Here is a 22,555-nt window from a genome sequence, read left to right as displayed (position 1 = left end):
CGGCCATGGCGCCCACGCACGAGGTGTTCAACCAGCCCTCCCCGCTGGCCGGCTACGACGTCGCCGCCGATCCCGTCCTCTCCGGGGGACTGGCGCGCGAGGGCGCGGAGTGGGCCGCCGGCGAGGTCGGCGAGCTGGGCCGGCTGGCCGGGAGCTCGCAGGCCCGCTCGTGGGGGGAGCAGGCCAACGCCTTCGGGCCGGTGCTGCGCACCCACGACCGCTACGGCAACCGGGTGGACGAGGTGGACTTCCACCCCGCCTGGCACGTGCTCACCGACACCGCCGTCACCCACGGCCTGCACGCCGCGCCCTGGGCGGACGGCCGCGCCGGGGCGCACGTGGCGCGCGCCGCCAAGTTCTTCGTGTGGAGCCAGGTCGAGGCCGGGCACGGCTGCCCGATATCCATGACCTACGCGGCGGTCCCGGCGCTGCGGCACTCCCCCGCCCTCGCCGAGCGGTTCGAGCCGCTGCTCACCGCCCGCGAGTACGACTTCGGGCCGCGCGCGCCGCACACCAAACGCGGGCTGCTGGCGGGCATGTCCATGACCGAGAAGCAGGGCGGCTCGGACGTGCGCGCCAACACCACCCGCGCTACCGAGGCCCCCGACGGCTCCTACCGGCTGCGCGGCCACAAGTGGTTCACCTCCGCCCCCACGGGCGACCTCTTCCTCACCCTGGCCCAGGCGCCCGAGGGCCTGACCTGCTTCCTGGTGCCGCGCGTGCTGGAGGACGGCACCCGCAACGCGCTGGCGGTCCAGCGCCTCAAGGACAAGCTCGGCAACCGCTCCAACGCCTCGGCGGAACTGGAGTACGACGGCGCGCACGCCTGGCTCGTGGGAGAGCCGGGGCGGGGCGTGCGCACCATCGCCGAGATGGTCAACGGCACCCGGCTGGACTGCGTGATCGGTTCGGCCGCGGGCATGCGCGCGGCGCTGTCCGAGGCGGCGCACCACGCGGGCGAGCGGTACGCCTTCGGGAAGGCGCTGGTCGAGCAGCCCCTGATGCGCAACGTGCTGGCCGACCTGGCCCTGGAGTCCGAGGCCGCCACCACCCTGATGCTGCGCCTGGCGGGCGCGGCCGACCGCGCCGCCAGGGGCGACCGGGACGAGGCGGCGTTCCGCCGCCTGGCGGTGGCCGTGGGCAAGTTCTGGGTGACCAAGCGCCAGCCCGCGCACGTCGCCGAGGCGCTGGAGTGCCTGGGCGGCAACGGCTACGTCGAGGAGTCGGGCATGCCGCGGCTGTTCCGCGAGTCCCCGCTGAACTCCATTTGGGAGGGCTCGGGCAACGTCGCGGCCCTGGACGTGCTGCGCGCCATGGGCCGCGAACCGGGGAGCGTCGAGGCGTTCCGGGCCGAGACCGCCCTGGCCGGGGGCGCCGACCCGCGCCTGGACGCGGCGCTGAAGCGGCTGGACGCCGAACTCGGCGACCCCGACTCCCTCGAGCACCGCGCCCGCTCGGTGGTGGAGCTGATGGCGCTGTGCCTGCAGGCGTCCCTGCTGGTGCGGCACGCCCCGGCGGCCGTCGCCGACGCCTTCACCGCCTCGCGCCTGGGCGGCGAGTGGGGCCACGCGTTCGGGACGTTGCCGCGTACCGTGGACACAGGGGCCATCCTTGACCGGAACCGGCCAAGGCGGCAGGAAAACGGTTGCTGACCAGGGAATGGTCACACTGGGTGCAAAGGTAGGGGCATGACAGTGACAAGCGAGGCTCCCTCCTGGCACGCCGGCGGCGAGCACGACGACGCGGGAACCGAGGAGTTCGTCGTCTCCCTTCCCTATGAGGTCGCCGAGGAGATCCGGGAGAAAGTCTCCCACCAAGCAGTCCAGGAGTACATCCAGAACGCGGTCGGCCGACAGTACCGAGACGACTCGACGGCACGACTCATCGAGGACTACGAGGCCGGAAACGGGCCGTTCCCTGTTGAGGTCGTCAACAAAGCAGAAGAAATCTGGCGACAGGCGGACGAAAGGTACGAGGCATGGCTCGCCGCGACCAAGGAGGTGTGAACCCGTCGGACCGGTCCCCTGGGGCCCTTGTCCTCGACTCCCACGGACTCTCCAGACTTATCGAGGGAGATCCCCTGGTCACAAGACTGCACCAGGACTCCCGGGCCCGGGCCTCGGGGACGGTCATCAGCAGCGTCACGCTGGTGGAGGCGCAGCATCCGAAGGTGCGACAGAGCGCGGTCAACTACGTGCTCTCCGGGCTGCACGTCATCGCCCCCCGATCTCAGGATCGTCAAACGGGCCCGGCAGCTGCTCTCTGAGGTCGGCAGGCACGGCCACCAGCACGCCATCGACGCGATCGTCGCCGCGACGGCGATGGCACAGCCGGGGCCTGTCGTCCTCGTGACGAGCGACCCTGACGACATGGCGATCCTGTGCGACAAGCGGGTGCTGATCCACCAGATCCGAGTCGGTACCGAATTCCGTGACGGCCTCCGCTGGAGCCTGGCTTCCTTCCTCCGTCATCGGAGAATCGGCGTGCCGCATTCTCCGGCGGCGGAAGTGTTCCAGGTGGTTCCCGGGAGCCGTTGGTCGTCGTCCACCTCTCCCGCGCGCCTGGTCAGGCGGCTCTTCCCAGCACGATCGGGTGTCGATACGCCCGACCAGGCATAGACGGCGCGCTATGGAGGAAGAACCACTGCGTCCGCGACCGCGCAGTGGAGAGAGACAGCGACGCCCATGGTGGAAGTCTGGCCCGGCACTCCGTACCCCCTCGGGGCCACGTACGACGGCTCCGGCACGAACTTCTCACTCTTCTCCGAGGTCGCCGACGGGGTCGAGCTGTGCCTGTTCGGCGGCGACGGGGCCGAGACCCGGATCTCGCTGACCGAGAGGGACGGCCACGTCTGGCACGGCTACCTGCCGGGCGTGGGGCCGGGGCAGCGGTACGGGTTCCGGGTCCACGGCCCGTACGACCCCGCGCGCGGCCTGCGCTGCAACCCCGGCAAGCTGCTGGTGGACCCCTACGCCAAGGCCATCGACGGGCGGATCGAATGGCACGAGTCGCTGTTCGACTACCACTTCGACGACCCGGCGCGCGTCAACACCCACGACAGCGCGCCGTACCTACCCAAGTGCGTGGTGGTCAGCCCGTTCTTCGACTGGGGCAACGAGAACCGGCCCAACGCCCCCTACCACGAGACGGTCATCTACGAAGCGCACGTGCGCGGCCTGACCATGCGCCACCCCGGTGTGCCCGAGCGGCTGCGCGGCACCTACGCGGGGCTCGCCCACCCGGCCGTCATCGACCACCTGACCCGGCTCGGGGTCACCGCGATCGAGCTGATGCCGGTGCACCACTTCCTGCCCGAGCACGCCCTGGTCGCGCGCGGCCTGACCAACTACTGGGGCTACAACACCCTGGCGTTCCTGGCCCCCGACAGCGGGTACGCCGCCACCGGCACCCGGGGCCAGCAGGTGCAGGAGTTCAAGGCCATGGTCAAGGCCCTGCACGAGGCGGGCATCGAGGTCATCCTGGACGTGGTCTACAACCACACCGCCGAGGGCGACCACATGGGGCCCACACTGTCGCTGCGCGGCATCGACAACCTCGCCTACTACCGGGTGCGCGACGACGACCGGCGCTACTACCTCGACTACACCGGCTGCGGCAACAGCCTCAACGTGCGGCACCCGCACTCGCTGCAGCTGATCATGGACTCGCTGCGGTACTGGGTGCTGGACATGCACGTGGACGGCTTCCGCTTCGACCTCGCGTCGGCGCTGGCCCGGGAGTTCCACGACGTGGACCGCCTCAGCACCTTCTTCGACATCGTGCAGCAGGACCCGGTGATCTCGCAGGTCAAGCTGATCGCCGAGCCGTGGGACGTGGGCCCGGGCGGCTACCAGGTGGGCAACTTCCCGCCGCTGTGGACCGAGTGGAACGGCAAGTACCGCGACACCGTCCGCGACTTCTGGCGCGGCCACCCGGTGCTGCCCGAGCTCGCCTCGCGGCTGTCGGGGTCCTCGGACCTGTACCAGGCGGACGGGCGCCGGCCGGTCGCCTCCATCAACTTCGTCACCTGCCACGACGGCTTCACCCTCGCGGACCTGGTGTCCTACGACGGCAAGCACAACGAGGACAACGGCGAGGACAACCGGGACGGCACCGACGACAACCGCTCGGCCAACCACGGCGTGGAAGGGCCATCCTCCGATCCGGCGGTCACGGCCGTGCGCCACCGCCAGGTGCGCAACCTCCTGGCCACCCTGTTCTGCTCGCAGGGCGTGGTGATGCTCTCGCACGGCGACGAGGTGGCCCGCACCCAGGGCGGCAACAACAACGCCTACTGCCAGGACAACGAGATCGCCTGGATCGACTGGAAGCGCGCCGCCGACCAGGAGGACCTCCTGGAGTTCGTGCGCTCGCTGTCACGGCTGCGCCGCGGGCACCCGGTGTTCCGCCGCCGCCGCTTCTTCCAGGGCTCCGCCCCGCGCGAGGGGGAGCAGCGCGACATCGCGTGGCTGCGTCCCGACGGCGGCCTCATGGCTGACTCCGACTGGGGCCGGGGGGACCGCGCGCTGGGGGTGTTCCTCAACGGCGACGCCATCACCGAACCGGACCCGAACGGCAGGGCCGTGCGCGACGACTCGTTCCTGCTGCTGCTCAACGCGGGCGTCGACGACGTGCGGTTCACCCTGCCGGGCCGCGGCTACGGCACCGTGTGGGAGACGGTGCTGGACACCGCCGAACCGGATGTCGGCGGCCGGCCGCTCGTCCCCGCGGAGGGCGAGGTCACCGTGATCGACCGGGCGTTCCTGGTCCTCAAACGGGTCTCGGACCGCTGACGGAGGGGCTCCTCCCACCGGCGGCCCGGCGCCCGGGGGGTTTCCGGCGCGGGGTGTTTCGGCGTCGGGAATCCGCTGACCGGATCGTCGAGGTGTTCCCGTGCCCGGCACGGTGACGTGGCGGCGACGGCGAGCGGGGCCCGGGCTGCGGGAAGGTGTCCGTTTCCTGGCGCTCTCCCCGGTGTTGACCTTTTCCGGGTCTCAACCGTCTCTGAGACCCCGGAAAGGTCAAGATCACCGGGGGAGGGAGAGCCCGAACCACCCCCGCGCCGAAGACTCTCTAGTCTCGGGTCCATGAGTTCTTCCACCGCGCCGCCTCCGATCACGCGGCTGCTGCCCGCTCCCTCCGGTCCCGTCGACCTGGCCGAGCACTACGCCTATCCCGCCGGGCTCGACCGCCCCTGGCTGCGGGCCAACATGGTGGCCAGCGCCGACGGTGGCGCGTGGGGTCCGTCCGGACGCAGCCGGGACCTGTCCGGTCCGGCCGACCGGGCCGTACTGGGCGTTCTGCGCGGGCTGGCCGACGTGGTGCTGGCCGGGGCGGGCACCGCGCGGACCGAGGGCTACCGGCCGGTCCGCCCCCGCGAGGTGTGGGCCGGTCTGCGCGCCGGACGCGCCGCGACCCCGCCGATCGCGGTGGTGACCCGGAGCATGGACCTGGACCCGGGGCTGCTCGCGGACGCGCCCGACGACGCGCGCACGATCGTGTTCACCACCGAGAGCGCGCCGGCCGAACGCCGGAGGGCCGCCGCCGAGCACGCCGACGTGGTGGTGGTCGGAGCGGACTCGGTCGACCCCGCGTCGGTGCTGGCGGCGCTGGCCGAGCGCGGGCTGCACCGGGTGCTCACCGAGGGCGGCCCGCACCTGCTGGGCGCGCTGGTGGCCGCCGACGTCCTGGACGAGCTGTGCCTGACGCTGAGCCCCACCCTGGTCGGGCCGCACGCGGCGCGGGTGGTGGCCGGGACCGGTCCCGCGACGGCGCGCGGACTGCGGCTGGCCTCGCTCGCCGAATCCGACGGTTCGCTCTTCATGCGTTACACCCGCCCCTGACCGGATTCGGATAACCGCAATGGCGTAAAGCACCCCACTATCGGACATACCCGGTGTGTGAGTCTCGCGTTGCCGAGAGGATGGACACCAAGTGCCGACGTCCGAGAACGACTCTCCCCCCGTCTACCGAGAAATCGCCGACGCGCTGCGCTCGGCCATCGACTCCGGTGAACTCTCGGACGGGGACCGGATACCGGGTGAGAACGAGCTGATGAAGCGCCACGGCGTTGCCCGCGCGACCGCCCGACAGGCGTTATCCGTCCTGATCAACGAGGGCATCGCGGTGGCGGTCCGGGGGTCCGGCGTCTACGTGCGGGCCTTTCGCCCTCTGGTGCGGCACGGCAGGGCCCGGCTGTCCCGGGACCTGTGGGGGGCGGGGCGCTCCATCTGGGAGGCCGACGCCGTGGAGCGCCCCTTCGCCGCGGACAGCGTCACCGTCGCCGAGCTTCTCGCCCCCGCGCACGTGGCCCGGGCCCTCGGCCTGGGGAGCGACGAGCAGGTGGTGGCGCGGCGACGCCGCTACCGGCTGGACGGCCGCCCCATGCAGCTGGCGACCTCGTACCTGCCGGCCGCGCTGGTCTCGGGCACCCCCGTCACCCGGGAGGACACCGGGCCGGGCGGGATCTACGCCCGGCTGGCCGAACTGGGGCACGCCCCCGCGCACTTCACCGAGGAGATCCGGGTGCGCATGCCCTCCCCCGACGAACGCGCCCAACTGGCCCTGGCCCCGGGCACCCCGGTGCTGCACATAATGCGCGTGGCGCTGACCGCCGGGCACCGGGCGGTGGAGCTCAACGAGATGACCCTGGACGGCTCCGCCTACGTCCTGCGGTACGACTTCGAGGCGTGAACCACTCCGGAGAACCCCCCGGGAAGCAACGAATCGTCCCGAATTCTGTCATTTCCGGCGCCCAGCCACTATTGTGAAGCGTCGTTAACCTCAGTGGCCGCCCGGGGGCCTCTGCCTGTACAGGGTTCCGGGTTTCGGCGCGGAACCGGTTCCGGTCGGTTGACTCGGTGCCGTTTCTGTGTCGATATAAAAGAGACCAGGTTCTCTGGAGAACCTCCTCGTGCGCCGGAATGCCCCGGCCGCACGAGGAAGCGGCCGCGCGCGGCGGGCCGGGGAGGACGGCCCCGGCCCGTCGCCGCGAGCCGGGAACCCTCCGGCCGTCAACCGTCCGCGCGTCCGGCGCCCCTGCGCCGCTTCGAGGCGAACACCAGGTGGAACAGCCCCAGGAACAACGCGCCGACGATGGCCGCGCTCGCCACCGCGGGCACCACGTCGTCCGCCGAGGTCGCCGCCCAGCCTGCCAGGGCCAGCCCCACCAGGCCCGCCGCGCTCAGCGCGGCCAGCCCCACGAGGAGCACCACGCCCAGCAGCGGGCCGTCCGCCATCGGACTCGGACGGATCCGGTCCAGGACCGCGGTCACCGACGCCGACACCGCGCGCAGCGGGGCGGCGAGCGGCCCCAGGCGGTGCCCCACCCACAGGCGGCCATAATGGACCCGCCCCACATGGAGCGGTCGACGACGCCCTGTCGATTGCCGGTACGTGATGAACATGTCACCCCTCCCCCGCTCTCGCTCCCGGTCTCTCTACCCGGGGGATCGGGGGCGGAACTTCACACCGATGGGAAAGGGCGGCAGGAAAGGCACATGTCCCCTTTACGGCCGGTAATGGTCCACACGCCGCCGGGACACGCCGAACAACAGCGGAAACGGGGTAGCGTCGACTTCATGGACGAATCAAGCGCACCGGTCGTACGGACCGAGGAGGAGTGGCGGGCCACGCTCGACCCGAAGGCCTTCGCCGTCCTGCGTCAAGGCGCCACGGAGCGCCCGTGGAGCGGCGAGTACGTGTCGACGACCGCCGCGGGGGTGTACCGTTGCCGCGCGTGCGGCGCGGAGTTGTTCCGGTCGGCCCACAAGTTCGAGTCCCACTGCGGGTGGCCGAGCTTCTACGACCCGGCCGACAGTTCCGCGGTGACCCTGCACGAGGACCAGTCCCTCGGCATGGCCCGGACCGAGGTCCGCTGCGCCCGCTGCGACTCCCACCTCGGCCACGTGTTCCACGGGGAGGGCTACCCCACTCCCACGGACGACCGGTACTGCATCAACTCCGTCGCCCTGACCTTGGAAGCGGACGACACAGTGGAATAGCATCCATCTTCATGTCGAAGGCGTTCTCTTCGCCGCAAGGCGTCCTCAACGAAAGCTCCCCATGACCCCCGACGACGACCATCCAGTCGCTCACTCCCGGCCGCTCGTGCGGATGGCCCGGGGCTCCGCCCCGTGGCTGGTTCCCACAGTGGCGGCCGCGGGCATCGCCGTGCTCTCGAGCCGCGGATCACGCGCGCGCAAAGCCCTCGCCATCCCCGCGGTGGGGTTGGCTGCGGGCATGGCGTGGTTCTTCCGCGACCCCGACCGCGGTCCTGCCAGCGGCCGGTTCCTCTCTGCCGCCGACGGCGTCGTGCAGAGCATCGACACCCGGCCCGACGGCAGGACCCGGGTCGCGGTGTTCATGAACCCCCTGAACGTCCACGTCAACCGGGCTCCGCTCGCCGGCGTGGTGACCGGAGTCGAGCATCGTCCCGGTGGTTTCCGGCCGGCTTTTGACAAGGACAGCGAACGTAATGAACGCGTCATCTGGACCTTCGACACCGAAATGGGCGAAGTCACGGTCATTCAGATCGCGGGGGCGATGGTCCGCCGCATCGTCCCGTATCACGAGGTCGGGCAGAAGGTCGAGCAGGGCGAAAGGATCGGTCTCATCCGGTTCGGCTCTCGGGTCGACGTCTACCTCCCGTCGGGTGTCACGCCTGCCGTGGAGATCGGGCAGCGGGTCCGGGCCGGGGAAACCCGCCTTGACCGCGACTGACCAGGCGGTGACCGCGGGGACCGCGGTCGAGGAGGTCCCCAGGCTCCGCCTGGCCCTCGCCGACTACTTCACGCTCGGCAACGCGCTGTGCGGCTTCATGGCCGTCTGGCAGCTCGCCACGGCGCAGGTGGCGCACATCTCGGCCGGGCTCGACGGACCCCTGCAGCGCAACGCGGTGGCGGTCTCGGTCATCCTGCTCCTGGTGGCGGCGGCCTGCGACCTGTTCGACGGGCGGGTGGCCCGCAAGCTCGGCGGCAGCGGGATGGGCGCCGAGCTGGACAACCTCGCCGACGTCATCAGCTTCGGCTTCGCTCCCGCGTTCTTCGTCGTGGCCTGGGGCACCTTCATCGTGCAGGGGAACCCGGTGCTGCCGACCATCGCCGCGGCCGCGGTGCTGCTGGCGGTCGTGGTCCGGCTGGCGCGGTTCTCCTGCCAGGCCCCGGGCGAGCACACCTTCAGCGGGCTGCCCAGCCCGTTCGGGGCGATGACGGTGATCGTCATCGTGCTGCTCAACCCGCCGGTCTACCTCGGGGTCGCCTCGATCCTGCTGGTGGCGTGGCTGATGGTCAGCCAGGTGAAGTACCCCAAGCCGCGCGGCCGGGTCGCCTACGCCGTTCTGGCGGCGATCCTGGCCGGGGTGGGCTGCCTGGCGGCCTGGGCCATGGACGCCCCCGCCGGGGAGGTCCTGCTGTACTCGGGCTCGGGCCTGATGCTGCTGGTGATCCTGCTCGCCCCGGTCCACCTCATGGTCGACCGGCACCAGAACCGCTGACCCGCGGCCGACGGGCCGAGACGACGAAGGGGGGCGCGCCCGGACCGGGCGCGCCCCCCTTCCCGTCCGCTACGGCAGCGACTCGACCAGTTCGGCCACGCTCTTGCGCCGGCCGGTGTAGAACGGCACCTCCAGACGGGTGTGCCTGCGGGCCTCCGCGCCGCGCAGGTGGCGCATCAGGTCCACGATGCGGTGCAGCTCCGAGGCCTCGAAGGCCAGCAGCCACTCGTAGTCGCTCAGGGCGAAGCTGGACACCGTGTTGGCGCGCACGTCCGGGTAGGGAGCCGCCATCCGGCCGTGCTCGGCCAGCATCTGGCGGCGCTCGGCGTCGGGCAGCAGGTACCACTCGTAGGAGCGCACGAAGGGGTACACGCACACGTAGTCGCCGGGCTCCTCGCCCGCCATGAACGCCGGGACGTGGCCGCGGTTGAACTCCGCCGGGCGGTGCAGGCCCATCGCCGACCAGACCGGGGTGCTGATCCGGCCCAGCGCGGTGCGGCGGAAGGCCGAGTAGACCTCCTGGAGCTGGTCCGGGGTGTCGGCGACCCACCAGAACATGATGTCGGCGTCGGCGCGGAAACCCTGCACGTCGTAGGCGCCACGGGTGCTCGCCCCCTTGTCCGCCGCCGCGTCGAGCAGCCGCGCCACCTCGTCGCCCGCGGCGGCGCGGTCCAGCGCCGCGAGGTCGCCGGCCTTGAACACCGACCACATGGTGTAGCGGATCAGCTGGTTGGGGTCCTCGGGGGTCGAGGTGCTGCTGTCGTGCCCCGTGCTCACGTGTGACTCCTTTGTCGAGTGGTTGTTCGGGTGATCAGGCGCGCGGCCTCCTCGGCGCCGCCGACGCAGGCGGGGACTCCCACCCCGTCGTAGGCGGCCCCGCAGACCGCGAGGTCTTCGTGCCCGGCCAGCGCCGAGCGCAGCCGGGCTATCCGGTCCCCGTGCCCCACAGCGTATTGCGGCAGCCCGCCGCCCCACCGGGTGACACGGCTGTCGACGGGGGGCCCGGCGACTCCGCAGATGTCGGCCAGGTCCGCGGCGGCCAGGGCCGCCAGCTCCTCGTCCGAGCGCTGCAGGACGGCCTCTCCGCCGATCCTGCCGATCGAGCAGCGCAGCAGCACCATGTCGGCTCCGGAGTGGACGGCGCGCAGCTCCTCGGCCAGCCACGGCCACTTCACGCTGCTGAAGGTGACCGCCTTGATGACGCGGTCCTCCACCGCGGGGACCAGGAAGCCGCTCCCCGCGGGCGGGGCGGGGAACGCCGAGGCCCGGTAGGCCAGGGTCACCACGGCCATGCTGGCGTACTCGATCCCGTCCAGCTCGGTCGCGGCCCGCGGCACCTCCGCGCGCAGCAGCCGCGCGGCCGCGGGCGCGGGGCAGGCCAGCACGACGGCGTCCGCGTCGACCCGCCGGCTGTCGCCGGCCGGGCCGACGACGAGGCTCCAGCCCCGGCCGGTCCGGCGCAGTTCGCGTACCGTCGCCGAGGTCTCCACGCGGACCGCCGGCCGCGCGGCGAGCGCGTCGACGAGGCCGGCCAGGCCGCCGCGCAGGGTGGCGAAGACGGGAGGGCGCGGCGCGCCCTCGGGGACGGCCGCCCGGGCGCGCCTCCCGGCCTTGCGCACCGCGGCCATCAGGGAGCGCTCGCCGCGCGCCAGCGGCGCGATCTGCGGCAGGGTCGAGTCCAGGGAGAGCCGGTCGGCCCGGCCCGCGTACACGCCGCCCAGGAGCGGCTCCACGAGGCGGTCCACCACCTCGGCGCCCATGCGGACGCCGATGTAGGCGGCGACCGGGACGTCGCCGCGGACCGGGGTGGCGGGCCAGACGAGGTCGCGGGCGGCGCGCAGGACGCCCGCCGGTGAGAGCACACCGCTTCGGGCCAGCGCCGCGAGGTCGCCGGGCACGCCCATGATGTTGTCCGCGGGGATTTCGCGCAGCGCGCCGCGGCTGTACAGCCGCGAGGACGCGACCCCGGGGTGCGTGATCCGGTCGCCGAGTCCGAGCTCCTCGATCAGGGAGAGCGCCTCGGGGCGGCGGGCCAGGACCGCTTCGGCGCCGACGTCCGCCGGGACCCCGGCGACCGTCGCGGTGGCGAGCTTCCCGCCGGGCTTCGGGGCGGCCTCCAGGACGGTGACGCTGTGTCCGCTCTCGGCGAGCCGGTGCGCAGCGGTCAGGCCGGACACCCCGCCGCCGACCACCACGGCGCGTGGTTTCGTCTCCATGCCGCCAGCTTCGCAGATGGTCACCGGATCCGTACGGCACCCCCCGTTTCCGCGCCTCCGCACCGTGACCGACGTGTTATGCCGTGAGCGAAACCCGTGTCCGGAGGGGGGCGTCGAAACCGGTATGAACGCCACCGTGTCCGGGCGTCCGCGACGACGCCGACTCGCAGCACTACCGATCGCCGTGTCCCTGACCGGGGTCCTCGTCCTCGCAGGGTGCGGTGCCGAACCCATGAGCGAGGAGGCGGGGGCCGTCCCCCTCTCCGCCCCTGACGGCGCCCAGCGGGACGGAGCCGCACAGGAGGCCGCCCCCGGCGAGTACCCGGACCCGTCCGGCACGGACCTGGACGCGGCCGAGCGCTCGGTGGTCCACACCGCGTCCGTGCTGGTGCAGGTCGAGGACCTGGACGCGGCCGCCACCGACGCCAAGCAGTGGGTGCGCGACAACGGCGGGTACGTCTCCGCGGAGTCCGCCAGCAGCACCGACTCCGCGAACCCGACCATGCGGATGACCCTGAAGGTCCCCTCCGACCACTACGAGCAGGCTCTGGAGGAGTTCTCCGCGCTGGGCGACCGCAAGAGCCTGGACCGGTACGCCGAGGACGTCACCGAGGAGGTCGCCGACGTCGACAGCCGGGTCGACTCGGCCGAGGCGTCGCTGGGGCGGTTGCGGGACCTGCTGGAGGAAGCCGGGACGGTGGACGAGGTCCTCGAGATCGAGGGCCAGCTGAGCACCCGCCAGGCCGACCTGGAGGCGCTGCAGGCCCGCCAGCGGGTGCTGGCCGAGTCGACCGCGTACGGCACCGTGGACCTGTCCCTGGCGCTGCCCTCCTCGGTGGTGCCCCCGTCCGACGACGACTCCCCCGGCTTCCTCGGCGGACTGGCCTCGGGCTGGCGCGCGCTGACGGCCGTGGTGGACGTGCTGGTCGTGGCCTTCGCCTGGCTGCTGCCGTTCCTGGCCGTGTTCGCGCTGGCGGCCGCGCCGGCCGTCTGGCTGGTCCGCCGCTCCCGCGCCCGCCGCGAAGCCGCGGCCCATGGGGCTCCCCGACCCGCCGAACCGGTGGCCGACGACCTGGGGACCTGACCCCCCTCTCGCTGATCTTGGCCTTTCGGGGTCTCGGAGGCGGTTGACACCGCGAGAAGGTCAAGATCAGCGGGGGGAGCACCGCGGGCGGGGGTCAGCGGGCGGTCTTCTCGTGCACGTACTCCACCAACCGCTCCAGCATCGCCGGATCGGTGTTCGGCAGCACCCCGTGCCCCAGGTTGAACACGTGCCCCTCGGCGGCCTCGGCGCGCTTCAGGATGTCGTCGGCGCGTTCGGCGACGACGCTCCAGGGGGCGAACAGGGTGGCGGGGTCGAGGTTGCCCTGCAGGGCGGTGCCCGGTTGGACGCGCTGCACGGCCTTGTCCAGGGGGACCCGCCAGTCCACGCCGACCACGTCGGGACCGGCCTCGCTGAGCAGGCTCAGCAGCTCGCCGGTCCCGACGCCGAAGTGGATGCGCGGAACGTCGAGCCCGCTCAGCTGGTCGAAGATCCACGAGGTGTAGGGCAGCACGCTGGCGCGGTAGTCCTCCGCGCTGAGCGCGCCGACCCAGGAGTCGAAGAGCTGCACGGCGCTGGCGCCCGCGGCGACCTGCACGCGCAGGAACTCCAGCGTGATGGCGGAGAGGCGCTGCATGAGCTCGGCCCACACGTCGGGCTCGCCGTACATCAGGGCCTTGGTGTGCTCGTGGTTCTTGGACGGCCCGCCCTCGACCAGGTAGGAGGCGAGGGTGAAGGGCCCCCCGGCGAAGCCGATGAGCGGGCGGTCGCCGAGTTCGCCGACGAGGCCGCCGATGGCCTCGCTCACGTACGGGAGGTCCGCGGGTTCGAGGCCGCGCAGCGTCCGGACCCCGGCGAGGTCGCGGATCGGCTCGGCCATGACCGGACCGATGCCGGGCTTGATGTCCAGGTCGACGCCGATGGCCTTGAGTGGAACCATGATGTCGCTGAAGAAGATCGCGGCGTCGACGCCGTAGCGGCGCACCGGCTGCATCGTGATCTCGGCGATCATGTCCGGCCGGGCGCAGGCGTCGAGCATCGCCACGCCCTCGCGGAGTTTGCGGTACTCGGGCAGGGAACGGCCCGCCTGACGCATGAACCACACCGGAGTGTGCTTCACCGGCAGCCGTTTGCACGCCCGGAGGAAAGGAGAGTCTTGAAGCGTCACTCTTCGATCGTGCCATGACCCCGCGGCGGGTGGGCCTCACATCCCAAGATCATCACAAAACGCCGACACGCCGGAAAAGCTCCCCGGGCTCGGGCGTGAATCGTGCCACCGTCGTGGGGTGCCCCTCTCCGGTGACCAAGATTAAGGCTGACTCAACCATCATGCCCCCTCGCAGTAGGGCCGATGACGCCCCTCCCGTGTTCACGCGGGCGGTCGCGAGTCTGCGCGCCCAGGCGGTGCGGCCCGAGATCGTGCTGGAGAACATCCCCGCCCCGCAGCGGCTCGCGCCCTACTCGGCGGCGTTCTCGGCGAGCGTGCACGCCAACGGCGACGAGGACGCCGCCTTCGGGCGGCTGATCGTCCTGTACGACCCCGACGGCACCCGCGACTGGCCCGGACCGTTCCGGGTCGTGGCCTACGTGAGCGCCGAGCTGGAACCGGACATGTCCGGGGACCCCCTTCTCGGCCAGGTCGCCTGGAGCTGGCTGACCGACGCGCTGGAGTCCGGTCCCGCCGGGCACCACACGCTGAGCGGGACGGTCACCCGCGCCACCACCGAGGGCTTCGGCCGCAAGGCCGAGGAGCCCACCACGACCGAGCTGGAGATGCGCGCGTCCTGGACTCCCACCGAGGAGGACGACCTGTCCGCGCACATGGCGGCCTGGCTCGACCTGCTCTCCACCGCCGCCGGACTGCCCCCTGTCGATGTGTCCGACATCTCCCGGCGCGGCCGCCAGGACTCCTGACCGACGCGGTCCGGGCGGTCCGCGCGCGCTGCGCCGGTGGATCCCGTCGACGCCGAGCACAAGGAGGCGGCGGAAACCACATACCGTAGTGTTGTGGCGAACGTGCTGAACTCCAAGACCGGAGACCCCGAACCCGAAGCGTCCAAGGGCCACGAGGCCGAGACGGCCCCCCTTCTGAGCGAGCCCCGCGACGGGCTTCCACCAGTCGTCTCCGACAAGAGCGGGCTGGCGCGCGTGGCCGCGGCGTTCGCGGGCGGCACCGGTCCGGTCGCGGTCGACGCCGAACGCGCGTCGGGATACCGCTACGGTCAGCGCGCCTACCTGGTGCAGCTGCGCCGCGCCGGGGCGGGGTCCGCGCTGATCGATCCGATCGCCTGTCCCGAGCTGGGCGGCCTCGGCGCGGCGATCGAGGACGCCGAGATGGTGCTGCACGCGGCACACCAGGACCTGCCGTGCCTGGGCGAGGTGAACCTGCGCCCCGCCCTGCTGTTCGACACCGAGCTCGCCGGGCGGCTGCTGGGCTACCAGCGGGTGGGCCTGGGCGCGATGGTGGAGCGGGTGCTGGGGCTGCGCCTGGCGAAGGAGCACTCCGCGGTGGACTGGTCGACCCGGCCCCTGCCCGAGGACTGGCTGCGCTACGCCGCCCTGGACGTGGAGGTCCTGGTGGAGCTGCGCGACGCCCTGGAGGTCGAGCTGGCCGAGAGCGCCAAGCTCGACTGGGCCCGCGAGGAGTTCGCGGCGGTGCTCACCGCGCCGCCGAAGGAGCCGCGCCCGGACCCGTGGCGACGCACGTCCGGGATCCACCGGGTGCGCAACCAGCGCGGCCTCGGCGTGGTCCGCGAGCTGTGGCTGGAACGCGACCGGATCGCCCGCGAGCGCGACATCTCGCCGGGCCGGGTCCTGCAGGACTCCGCGATGGTGGACGCGGCGCTGGCGATGCCGCGCACCGCCCCGGACCTGGCCGCGATCAAGGGGTTCAGCATCCGGCTGGCGCGCCGCTACGTGCCGCTGTGGATCAAGGCGGTCAACAAGGCCCGGGACATGAGCCCCGCCGAGCTGCCCCAGCCCAGCGCCCCGGGCGACGGCCCGCCCCCCACCAACCGGTGGTCCGACCGCGACCCCGCGGCCGCCCGCCGCCTGGAGGCCGCCCGCGCCACGGTGAGCACGATCGCCGAACGGGTGGTGATGCCGCCGGAGAACCTGCTCCAACCGGACGCGGTGCGCCGCCTGGCGTGGACCCCGCCCAGGGCGGTGGACGCCGACTCGGTGGCCGAGCACCTGCGCGAGCACCACGCCCGCGAGTGGCAGGTCGGGTTGACCGCGCGGGAGCTGGCGAAGGCGCTCCGGGCGGCCGCGCGCTGACGGTTGCGCGGGGTGGACAAAAAGCCGACACTGAACGCGAACGGTCCCAAACCTCCTCCGGATACGGAGTGGCGGGTCTCACATCCGCCACCCCGTCCGCCCATCCCCCCCACTCACGCAAGCCGGATATGTTATGGAATCGTGTTGGCCTTGACGCGGAACCGCAGCATTCGTGCGACTGGTGGCGGTCGTGTGGCGACCGCCCTGACAGCGGCGTGGCACTTGGTGCTGCGCACCACCGGCTTCGCCTCGGCGCGGCCCGAATCCCCCTGGGAGACGATCGGCGCCAGTCCCGCGGAGCGGGCCGCGGCCCTGGCGCGCGTCCTCGAGGACCACGTCGTGAACTGTGGTTCCGACCACCCGCGCACCATCGCCGCCCGCAACAACCTGGCCAGCAAGTACTCGGAGATCGGTCTGCGCGGCGCGGCCATCGCGCAGTTCGAGCAGGCTCTGGACGACGCGGTGAAGGCACTGGGCGAGGAGCACGCCCAGACCGACGTGATCCGGGAGAACCTGGCCTGGTGCTACGAGGACACCGCCCGGTTCGACGAGGCCGCGAGCCACTGGGAGCGCCTGGTGCGGCAGCGCTCCGACCAGCTGGGCGCGCGCGCCGCCGACACGGTGGGCGCCCGCGCGCACCTGGCCCTGGCGTACCGGCGCACCGGCCGGTTCGACGCGGCGATCGCGCACTACGAGCGCGCCCTCGCCGACTCCCCGGACGGGTCGCCGGGCGAGTCCGAGTCCCTGCGGATCGGCCTGGCCCTGGCCCTGAGGTCCGCCGGCCGTCCGGAGGACTCCTGCCCGCAGTTCCGGATGGTGCTGGCCCAGCGCCGCCGCCGGCTGGGCGCGCGCCATCACCAGACGCTGACCGTGCACCACCAGCTGGGCCGCGCCTGCGCGGCGGCCGGCCACGCGGCTGAGGCGGTGCGCATCCTGCGGGACGTCTACCGCGACTGCCTGGCCGCGGTCGGCGACCCCGAGGTGCGCCTGCTCACCCTGAAGGTCCGCCGCGACCTGGCCGCCGCCTACCGCGCCGCGGGGAGGCCCAAGGAGGCCGCGGCGCTGTACTAGCCGTTCACGGCTTTCCGGGGAGCCTCCGGCGGAGACTCCATACTGAAGATCTTGACGTCACCGCCCTGGAACCACGGGTTCCAGGGCGGTGACGTCAGGAATACCGGACTACACCGTGCGAAGGGCCGCGGGTCAGGAGTCAGCGGCCAGGAGCTGCGAGGCGGCCAGGTCGCGGTAGAGCTCGTCCGCCGCGACCAGTTCCTCGTGGGTGCCGACCGTCCGCACCCGGCCCGCGTCCATGACCACGATCCGGTCCGCGCTGGTCACCGTGGAGAGCCGGTGTGCCACCACGATCACACTGGTCTCGCTCGCGGCGTCCAGCATCACCTGCTTGAGCGCGTTCTCGTTGTGCGCGTCCAACTGGGACGTCGCCTCGTCCAGCAGGAGCAGGCGCGGGCGTCGTAGCAGGGCCCTGGCGATCGCCACCCGCTGGCGCTCCCCTCCCGAGATGGTGGTGCCGCGGTGCCCGATCCTGCTGTCCAGCCCCTCGGGCAGGCGCTCCACCAGCGTTTCGAGCCTGGCCCGGCGCACCACCCCGGCCAGGTCGTCCTCGCCCGCGTGCGGGGCGGCCATCAGCAGGTTCTCGCGTAGTGTGCCGTCCAGGACCGGCGCGTCCTGCTCGACGTAGCCGATCGTGCCGCGCAGGACCGCCAGCGGCCACTCCCGAACGTCGGTGCCGTCGATCCGGACCGTTCCGCCGGTCGGGTCGTAGAACCGCTCCAGCAGGGAGAAGACCGTGGTCTTGCCCGCGCCGGAGGGCCCGACCAGCGCGGTCAGCCCGCCGGAGGCCTCGAAGGTGACCCCGTGGTGCACGAATGGCAGGTCCGGGGCGTAGCGGAAGGCCACGTCGGTGAACGACACCGTCGCCGGTCCCCCGGCCGCGAGCACGGCGGGCGCCTCCGCCCGCTCGTCCAGGTCCTCGCTCCCGAGGGAGTCGATCTCGTCGATGCGGTGGATGGCGGCCAGGCCGCTCTGGATCTGGGTGGCCGCGTTGATCAGGATGCTGATCGGGCCCATCAGGTAGAAGAGCATCAGCAGGAAGGCGATCAGCGAGGACACCTCCAGTTCCCCGGACGCGACCCGCGCCCCGCCCACGCCCAGCACGGTCAGGAAGGCGACGTTGACGGAGAGCCAGGACAGGGTGCCGGCGAACGCGCCCCATCCCGCGACGGCGACGCCCTTGCGCCAGGCCTCCTCCGCGGCGGCGTCCACCCTGGCGCTCTCGGCCCGCTCGGCGCCACTGGCCTTGACCGTGCGGAAGGCCCCGAAGACCCGTTCCAGGAGCGATCCCATCTCGCCGACCGCGGCCTGCCCCGCGACGGTCGCCCTGTTGATGCGGGGCAGCACCGCGGCCATCACGAGCCCCACGACGACGAGCACCCCGAAGGTGACGCCGAACAGGACCAGGTCCATCACCGCCATCAGCACGATTCCCCCCACGAGCAGGAGGGAGTTGCTGAGGGCGTCGACGACGCTGCTGGTGGCCACCGTCCGCAGCAGTGTGGTGTCGCCGGTGACGCGGGAGATCAGGTCACCGGGTTTGAGCCGGTCCACCTCGGCGACCCGCAGGCGCAGCAGCCGCCCCACCAGGCTCCGGCGGGCGGACAGGACGACGCTCTGGGCGGTGCGCTCCAGGACGAACGCCCCCGACGCCGCGACCAGCGCGCCGACGATGATGAGGCCGCCCAGGAGCATCAGCGGCCTCGTCAGCGATCCCCCCTCGCCCAGGGCGTCGATGACCATCTTGGCGACCAGCGGCTGGGCCAGGTCGGTGAGCCCGCCGACGAGGGCGAGTCCTCCGCCCAGCACGAGTGACCGGGCGTGCGGGCGCGCGTAGTCCCAGAGGCGCCGCATGGACGCTTTGGGCGCCCCCTCGTCCCCGGCCCGGTCCGCGTGGACGTCGTACTGCTCCGTCATGTTCTCCCCTTCACTCCACTCGTCAACAAAAGTTGACACACAACCGGGCCGGTTGTCAACGTCGATTGACGCGCCGCGCCCGCCCCCGCCACTGGGACCACTCTCGACACCCCCGCTGACATCCGCCTGACAGTCCGGCCGGGCCCGCCGGAAGAACGTGCGCCCCGGGGCTCGCGGCACTAGTTACCGGCGAGTAGCATATGGGTCAGCAAGTCCGCCATCCGTGTAGAAGGAGGGGCAATCGTGCCGCGAACTGCCCGCGACGTCGTATTCGTCGACGGGGTGCGCACTCCGTTCGGCAAGGCCGGAAAGGGCCTCTACGCCGAGACCCGCGCCGACGACCTGGTTGTCCGGGTCATCCGCGAACTGCTGCGCCGCAACCCCGCACTGCCCCCTGAGCGAGTCGACGAGGTCGCCATCGCCGCCACCACCCAGATCGGCGACCAGGGGCTGACCATCGGCCGCAGCGCCGCCATCCTCGCCGGGCTGCCCCGCAGCGTCCCCGGCTACGCCATCGACCGGATGTGCGCGGGCGCGATGACCGCGGTCACCACCAGCGGCGCCGGAATCGCCTTCGGCGCCTACGACGTCGTCATCGCCGGAGGCGTCGAGCACATGGGCCGCCACCCCATGGGCGAGGGGGTGGACCCCAACCCGCGCTTCCTCTCCGAGCGGCTGGTGGACGTGTCCGCCCTGGTCATGGGGAACACCGCCGAGAACCTGCACGACCGCTTCCCCTCCATCACCAAGGAGCGCGCCGACGCCTACTCGGTGCGAAGCCAGGAGAAGGTCGCCAAGGCCTACGCCGACGGCAGGATCCAGCCCGACCTGGTCGAGGTGCTGGTCCGCTCCGCCGAGCAGGGCTACGGGCTGGCCACCGCGGACGAGCCGCCGCGCCCCGGCACCACCATGGAGGGCCTGGCCGCTCTCAAGACCCCGTTCCGCCCGCACGGCAACGTGACCCCGGGCAACGCCGCGGGCCTCAACGACGGTGCGACCGGCGCGATCCTGGCCGCCGAGGACGTGGCCGCCGAACTTGGCCTGGACGCCCGGATGCGCCTGGTGGACTTCTCCTTCGCGGGTGTGGAACCCGAGGTCATGGGCGTCGGCCCGGTCCCGGCCACCGAGAAGCTGCTCGACCGCAACGGCCTGGCCATGGACGACATCGGCCTGATCGAGATCAACGAGGCCTTCGCCGTTCAGGTGCTGGCCTTCCTGGAGCACTTCGGCATCGCCGACGACGACGCGCGCGTCAACCCGTGGGGCGGCGCGATCGCGCTGGGCCACCCGCTCGCCTCCTCGGGCGTGCGCCTGATGACGCAGCTCTCGCGCCTGTTCGCCGACCACCCCGAGGTCCGCTACGGGCTGACCACCATGTGCGTGGGGCTCGGCATGGGCGGGACCGTGCTGTGGGAGAACACCAACTGGGAGGGGAACGCCAAGTGAGCAGCGCGATCGAGCAGACACGGGAACTGTTCGGCGACGAGGTCGTCACCAGGGCGCTCTCCCGCGACGTCGAACTCCCCTACGGCGCGGGGACGGCCGTCCTGATCACCCTGGACAACGGCCACGACCACACCAAGCCCAACACCTTCGGCCCCGGCGGGCTGCTGAGCCTGGGCGAGGCGATCGACGCCGCCGCCGCGCGGACCGACATCGTCGCCGTGGCGGTCACCGGCAAGCCGTTCGTCTTCGCGGTGGGCGCCGACCTCAACGGCGTGCCCCGGGTGCGGACCCGCGAGCAGGCGCACGCCATCGGCAGGCTCGGCCACGACGTGTTCCGCAGGCTCGGCGAGATCGACGTGCCGACCTTCGCGTTCGTCAACGGCGCCGCCATGGGCGGCGGCGTCGAGGTGGCGCTGCACTGCCGCTACCGCACCGTCTCCTCGGGCGTCCCGGCGTTCGCCCTGCCCGAGACGTTCCTCGGCCTGGTACCGGGCTGGGGCGGCACCTACCTGCTGCCCCACCTGATCGGCGCCGAGAAGGCCCTCAAGCTGATCATCGACAACCCGCTGGCCCAGAACAGGACCATCAAGGGGCCGCAGGTCCTGGAGATGGGCATCGCCGACGCGATGTTCGAGCCCGCCGACTTCGTCGAGGAGTCGCTGCGCTGGGCCGCCCGGGTCGTCAACGGCGACGTCAGGGTCGAGCGGACCGCGGTGGACAGGGGCGAGGCCTGGGACCAGGCCGTGGCCAACGCGCGCTGGATCGTGGAGGGCAAGCTGCACGGCGCGGCCCCCGCCCCGGTGCGCGCGCTGGACCTGGTCGCCGCGGCCAAGGACCGCACCCGCGAGGAGGGCTTCGCCGCCGAGGACGAGGCGCTGGCCGACCTGATCGCGAGCGACGAGCTCAAGGCCGGACTGTACGCCTTCGACCTGTCCCAGAAGCGCGCCCGCCGCCCCAAGGGCGCCCCGGACAAGTCGCTGGCCCGCAAGGTCACCAAGGTCGGCGTCGTGGGCGCGGGCCTGATGGCCGGGCAGCTCGCGCTGCTGTTCGCCCGCCGCCTGGGCGTGCCGGTGGTCATGACCGACCTGGACCAGGCGCGGCTGGACCGCGGTGTGGGCTACGTGCACGGCGAGGTCGACAAGCTGCTGGCCAAGGGGCGCGTCAGCGGCGACAAGGCCAACCGGCTCAGGAGCCTGGTCACCGGATCGCTGTCGTACGAGGCGTTCACCGACGCCGACTTCGTGATCGAGGCCGTCTTCGAGGAGATGTCGGTCAAGAAGTCGGTCTTCGCCGAGGTCGAGAAGCACGTCTCCCCCGAGGCCGTGCTGGCCACCAACACCTCGTCGCTGTCCATCACCGAGATGGGCGCCGACCTCGCGCACCCCGAACGCCTGGTCGGCTTCCACTTCTTCAACCCGGTCGCGGTGCTGCCGCTGCTGGAGGTCGTCCGGGGCGAGCGGACCGACGACGCCGCGCTGGCCACCGCCTTCGTCACCGCCAAGGGCCTGAAGAAGTCCGCGGTTCTGGTCAAGGACGCTCCCGCGTTCGTGGTCAACCGGCTGCTCACCCTGTTCATGGGCGAGGTCCTGGCCGCGGTCGAGGAGGGCACCGAGCCCGAGGCCGCCGATCGCGCGGTGGCCCCGCTGGGGCTGCCGATGTCCCCGCTGCTGCTGCTCCAGCTGGTCGGCCCGGCCGTGGCGCTGCACGTGGCCGAGACGCTCAACGCCGCCTTCCCCGACCGGTTCGGGGTTTCCGAGCAGCTCAGGGCCATGGTGGCGGCCGGGAAGAACGCGGTCTACGCCCCGGACCTCTCCATCGACCCCGAGGTCAGGGCGTTCTTCACCGGTGGCGACCGGCCGTCCGCCGAGCCCGAGATCCTGAACCGCGCCCTGGAGGCGCTGGCCCGGGAGATCAGGCTGATGCTGGACGAGGGCGTCGTGGCCGAGGCCGCCGACATCGACCTGTGCCTCATCACCGGCGCGGGCTGGCCGTTCCACCTGGGCGGCATCACCCCGTACCTGGACCGCTCGGGCGTGGCCGAGAAGGTCAACGGGGCCCGCTTCCACCCGGACGGGCTCAAGGCGCTCTAGGGCC

At 72.3% G+C, this 22,555-nt stretch carries 20 protein-coding genes; 14 read left to right on the top strand and 6 right to left on the bottom strand.

From position 1 onward, the window contains the following. Positions 1-5: 5 nt before the first annotated feature. Both EV190_RS16500 and EV190_RS16495 read left to right on the top strand, forming a co-directional pair. Positions 6-1,652, top strand: coding sequence for an acyl-CoA dehydrogenase family protein (locus EV190_RS16500; RefSeq protein ID WP_133742469.1), 1,647 nt, complete (start codon positions 6-8; stop codon positions 1,650-1,652). 36 nt (positions 1,653-1,688) lie between these two features. Continuing rightward, the gene (locus EV190_RS16495) at positions 1,689-2,006 is read left to right on the top strand and encodes a hypothetical protein (protein WP_133742468.1); all 318 of its coding nucleotides are present in this window, start codon (positions 1,689-1,691) and stop codon (positions 2,004-2,006) included. 207 nt (positions 2,007-2,213) lie between these two features. On the opposite strand, the gene EV190_RS16490 is transcribed toward EV190_RS16495, so the two are convergent. Continuing rightward, positions 2,214-2,471 carry a hypothetical protein gene (locus EV190_RS16490; protein WP_133742467.1) on the bottom strand — a complete coding sequence of 86 codons (258 nt, stop codon included), beginning with the start codon at positions 2,469-2,471 and terminating at the stop codon, positions 2,214-2,216. Positions 2,472-2,684: 213 nt separating this feature from the next. Between EV190_RS16490 and glgX the strand changes: the two genes are divergently transcribed. The 3 genes from glgX (at position 2,685) to EV190_RS16475 (ending at position 6,693) form a co-directional block, all read left to right on the top strand. Continuing rightward, entirely contained in the window at positions 2,685-4,793 is a 2,109-nt protein-coding gene (glgX, locus tag EV190_RS16485) for a glycogen debranching protein GlgX (protein ID WP_133742466.1), read from the top strand. A gap of 294 nt (positions 4,794-5,087) precedes the next feature. Beyond that, entirely contained in the window at positions 5,088-5,843 is a 756-nt protein-coding gene (locus EV190_RS16480) for a pyrimidine reductase family protein (RefSeq protein WP_133742465.1), read from the top strand. A 91-nt stretch (positions 5,844-5,934) separates the two neighbouring features. After that, positions 5,935-6,693 (top strand): GntR family transcriptional regulator, encoded by a 759-nt coding sequence (locus EV190_RS16475; RefSeq protein ID WP_133742464.1) that lies wholly within the window; start codon positions 5,935-5,937, stop codon positions 6,691-6,693. A 320-nt stretch (positions 6,694-7,013) separates the two neighbouring features. Here EV190_RS16475 and EV190_RS16470 read toward each other — a convergent pair whose 3' ends face one another. After that, a complete protein-coding gene (locus EV190_RS16470) occupies positions 7,014-7,328 on the bottom strand; it encodes a hypothetical protein (RefSeq protein WP_133742463.1) in 315 nt (104 codons plus the stop codon). A gap of 252 nt (positions 7,329-7,580) precedes the next feature. Here EV190_RS16470 and msrB point away from each other — a divergent pair, with 252 nt between their 5' ends. The 3 genes from msrB (at position 7,581) to EV190_RS16455 (ending at position 9,493) form a co-directional block, all read left to right on the top strand. Further along, positions 7,581-8,003: a peptide-methionine (R)-S-oxide reductase MsrB gene (gene msrB, locus EV190_RS16465; protein ID WP_133742462.1), complete on the top strand. Its 423-nt coding sequence runs from the start codon at positions 7,581-7,583 to the stop codon at positions 8,001-8,003. 61 nt (positions 8,004-8,064) lie between these two features. Next, positions 8,065-8,721 (top strand): phosphatidylserine decarboxylase, encoded by a 657-nt coding sequence (locus tag EV190_RS16460; protein ID WP_133742461.1) that lies wholly within the window; start codon positions 8,065-8,067, stop codon positions 8,719-8,721. Then, positions 8,708-9,493, top strand: a complete 786-nt coding sequence (locus tag EV190_RS16455; RefSeq protein ID WP_133742460.1) for a CDP-alcohol phosphatidyltransferase family protein — start codon at positions 8,708-8,710, stop codon at positions 9,491-9,493. The genes EV190_RS16460 and EV190_RS16455 overlap by 14 nt, the downstream gene beginning before the upstream one ends. Positions 9,494-9,562: 69 nt before the next feature. Here the strand turns inward: EV190_RS16455 and hemQ are convergent, their stop codons facing one another. Continuing rightward, a complete protein-coding gene (gene hemQ / locus EV190_RS16450; RefSeq protein ID WP_133742481.1) occupies positions 9,563-10,204 on the bottom strand; it encodes a hydrogen peroxide-dependent heme synthase in 642 nt (213 codons plus the stop codon). Between the two features lie 62 nt (positions 10,205-10,266). Further along, on the bottom strand, positions 10,267-11,709 hold the full coding sequence (gene hemG / locus EV190_RS16445; protein WP_133742459.1) for a protoporphyrinogen oxidase: 1,443 nt from the start codon (positions 11,707-11,709) through the stop codon (positions 10,267-10,269). Between the two features lie 232 nt (positions 11,710-11,941). On the opposite strand from hemG, the gene EV190_RS16440 reads away from it, so the two are divergent. Further along, positions 11,942-12,793: a DUF4349 domain-containing protein gene (locus EV190_RS16440; RefSeq protein WP_166655482.1), complete on the top strand. Its 852-nt coding sequence runs from the start codon at positions 11,942-11,944 to the stop codon at positions 12,791-12,793. A gap of 94 nt (positions 12,794-12,887) precedes the next feature. Here the strand turns inward: EV190_RS16440 and hemE are convergent, their stop codons facing one another. Then, positions 12,888-13,856, bottom strand: coding sequence for a uroporphyrinogen decarboxylase (hemE, locus tag EV190_RS16435; RefSeq protein WP_243742614.1), 969 nt, complete (start codon positions 13,854-13,856; stop codon positions 12,888-12,890). Positions 13,857-14,080: 224 nt separating this feature from the next. On the opposite strand from hemE, the gene EV190_RS16430 reads away from it, so the two are divergent. The 3 genes from EV190_RS16430 to EV190_RS16420 all read left to right on the top strand — a co-directional run bounded on the left by EV190_RS16430 (position 14,081) and on the right by EV190_RS16420 (position 17,098). Beyond that, the gene (locus EV190_RS16430; RefSeq protein ID WP_133742456.1) at positions 14,081-14,665 is read left to right on the top strand and encodes a DUF3000 domain-containing protein; all 585 of its coding nucleotides are present in this window, start codon (positions 14,081-14,083) and stop codon (positions 14,663-14,665) included. 93 nt (positions 14,666-14,758) lie between these two features. Beyond that, positions 14,759-16,027: an HRDC domain-containing protein gene (locus EV190_RS16425; protein WP_133742455.1), complete on the top strand. Its 1,269-nt coding sequence runs from the start codon at positions 14,759-14,761 to the stop codon at positions 16,025-16,027. 192 nt (positions 16,028-16,219) lie between these two features. Next, the gene (locus EV190_RS16420) at positions 16,220-17,098 is read left to right on the top strand and encodes a tetratricopeptide repeat protein (protein ID WP_208113209.1); all 879 of its coding nucleotides are present in this window, start codon (positions 16,220-16,222) and stop codon (positions 17,096-17,098) included. Between the two features lie 132 nt (positions 17,099-17,230). On the opposite strand, the gene EV190_RS16415 is transcribed toward EV190_RS16420, so the two are convergent. After that, complete coding sequence (locus tag EV190_RS16415) at positions 17,231-19,015, bottom strand: ABC transporter ATP-binding protein (protein WP_133742454.1); 1,785 nt, start codon at positions 19,013-19,015, stop codon at positions 17,231-17,233. Positions 19,016-19,258: 243 nt separating this feature from the next. On the opposite strand from EV190_RS16415, the gene EV190_RS16410 reads away from it, so the two are divergent. Together EV190_RS16410 and EV190_RS16405 are read left to right on the top strand one after the other, a co-directional pair. Then, positions 19,259-20,461: a thiolase family protein gene (locus tag EV190_RS16410; protein WP_133742453.1), complete on the top strand. Its 1,203-nt coding sequence runs from the start codon at positions 19,259-19,261 to the stop codon at positions 20,459-20,461. After that, positions 20,458-22,551, top strand: coding sequence for a 3-hydroxyacyl-CoA dehydrogenase NAD-binding domain-containing protein (locus EV190_RS16405; RefSeq protein WP_133742452.1), 2,094 nt, complete (start codon positions 20,458-20,460; stop codon positions 22,549-22,551). The genes EV190_RS16410 and EV190_RS16405 overlap by 4 nt, the downstream gene beginning before the upstream one ends. The last annotated feature ends 4 nt before the right edge of the window (positions 22,552-22,555 follow it).

Source organism: Actinorugispora endophytica (assembly GCF_004363075.1).
In the GTDB taxonomy this organism is placed as follows: Bacteria; Actinomycetota; Actinomycetes; order Streptosporangiales; family Streptosporangiaceae; genus Actinorugispora; species Actinorugispora endophytica.
The sequence above is the reverse complement of the archived record's forward strand: the minus strand, read 5'-3'. Positions and strand labels throughout refer to the sequence as shown.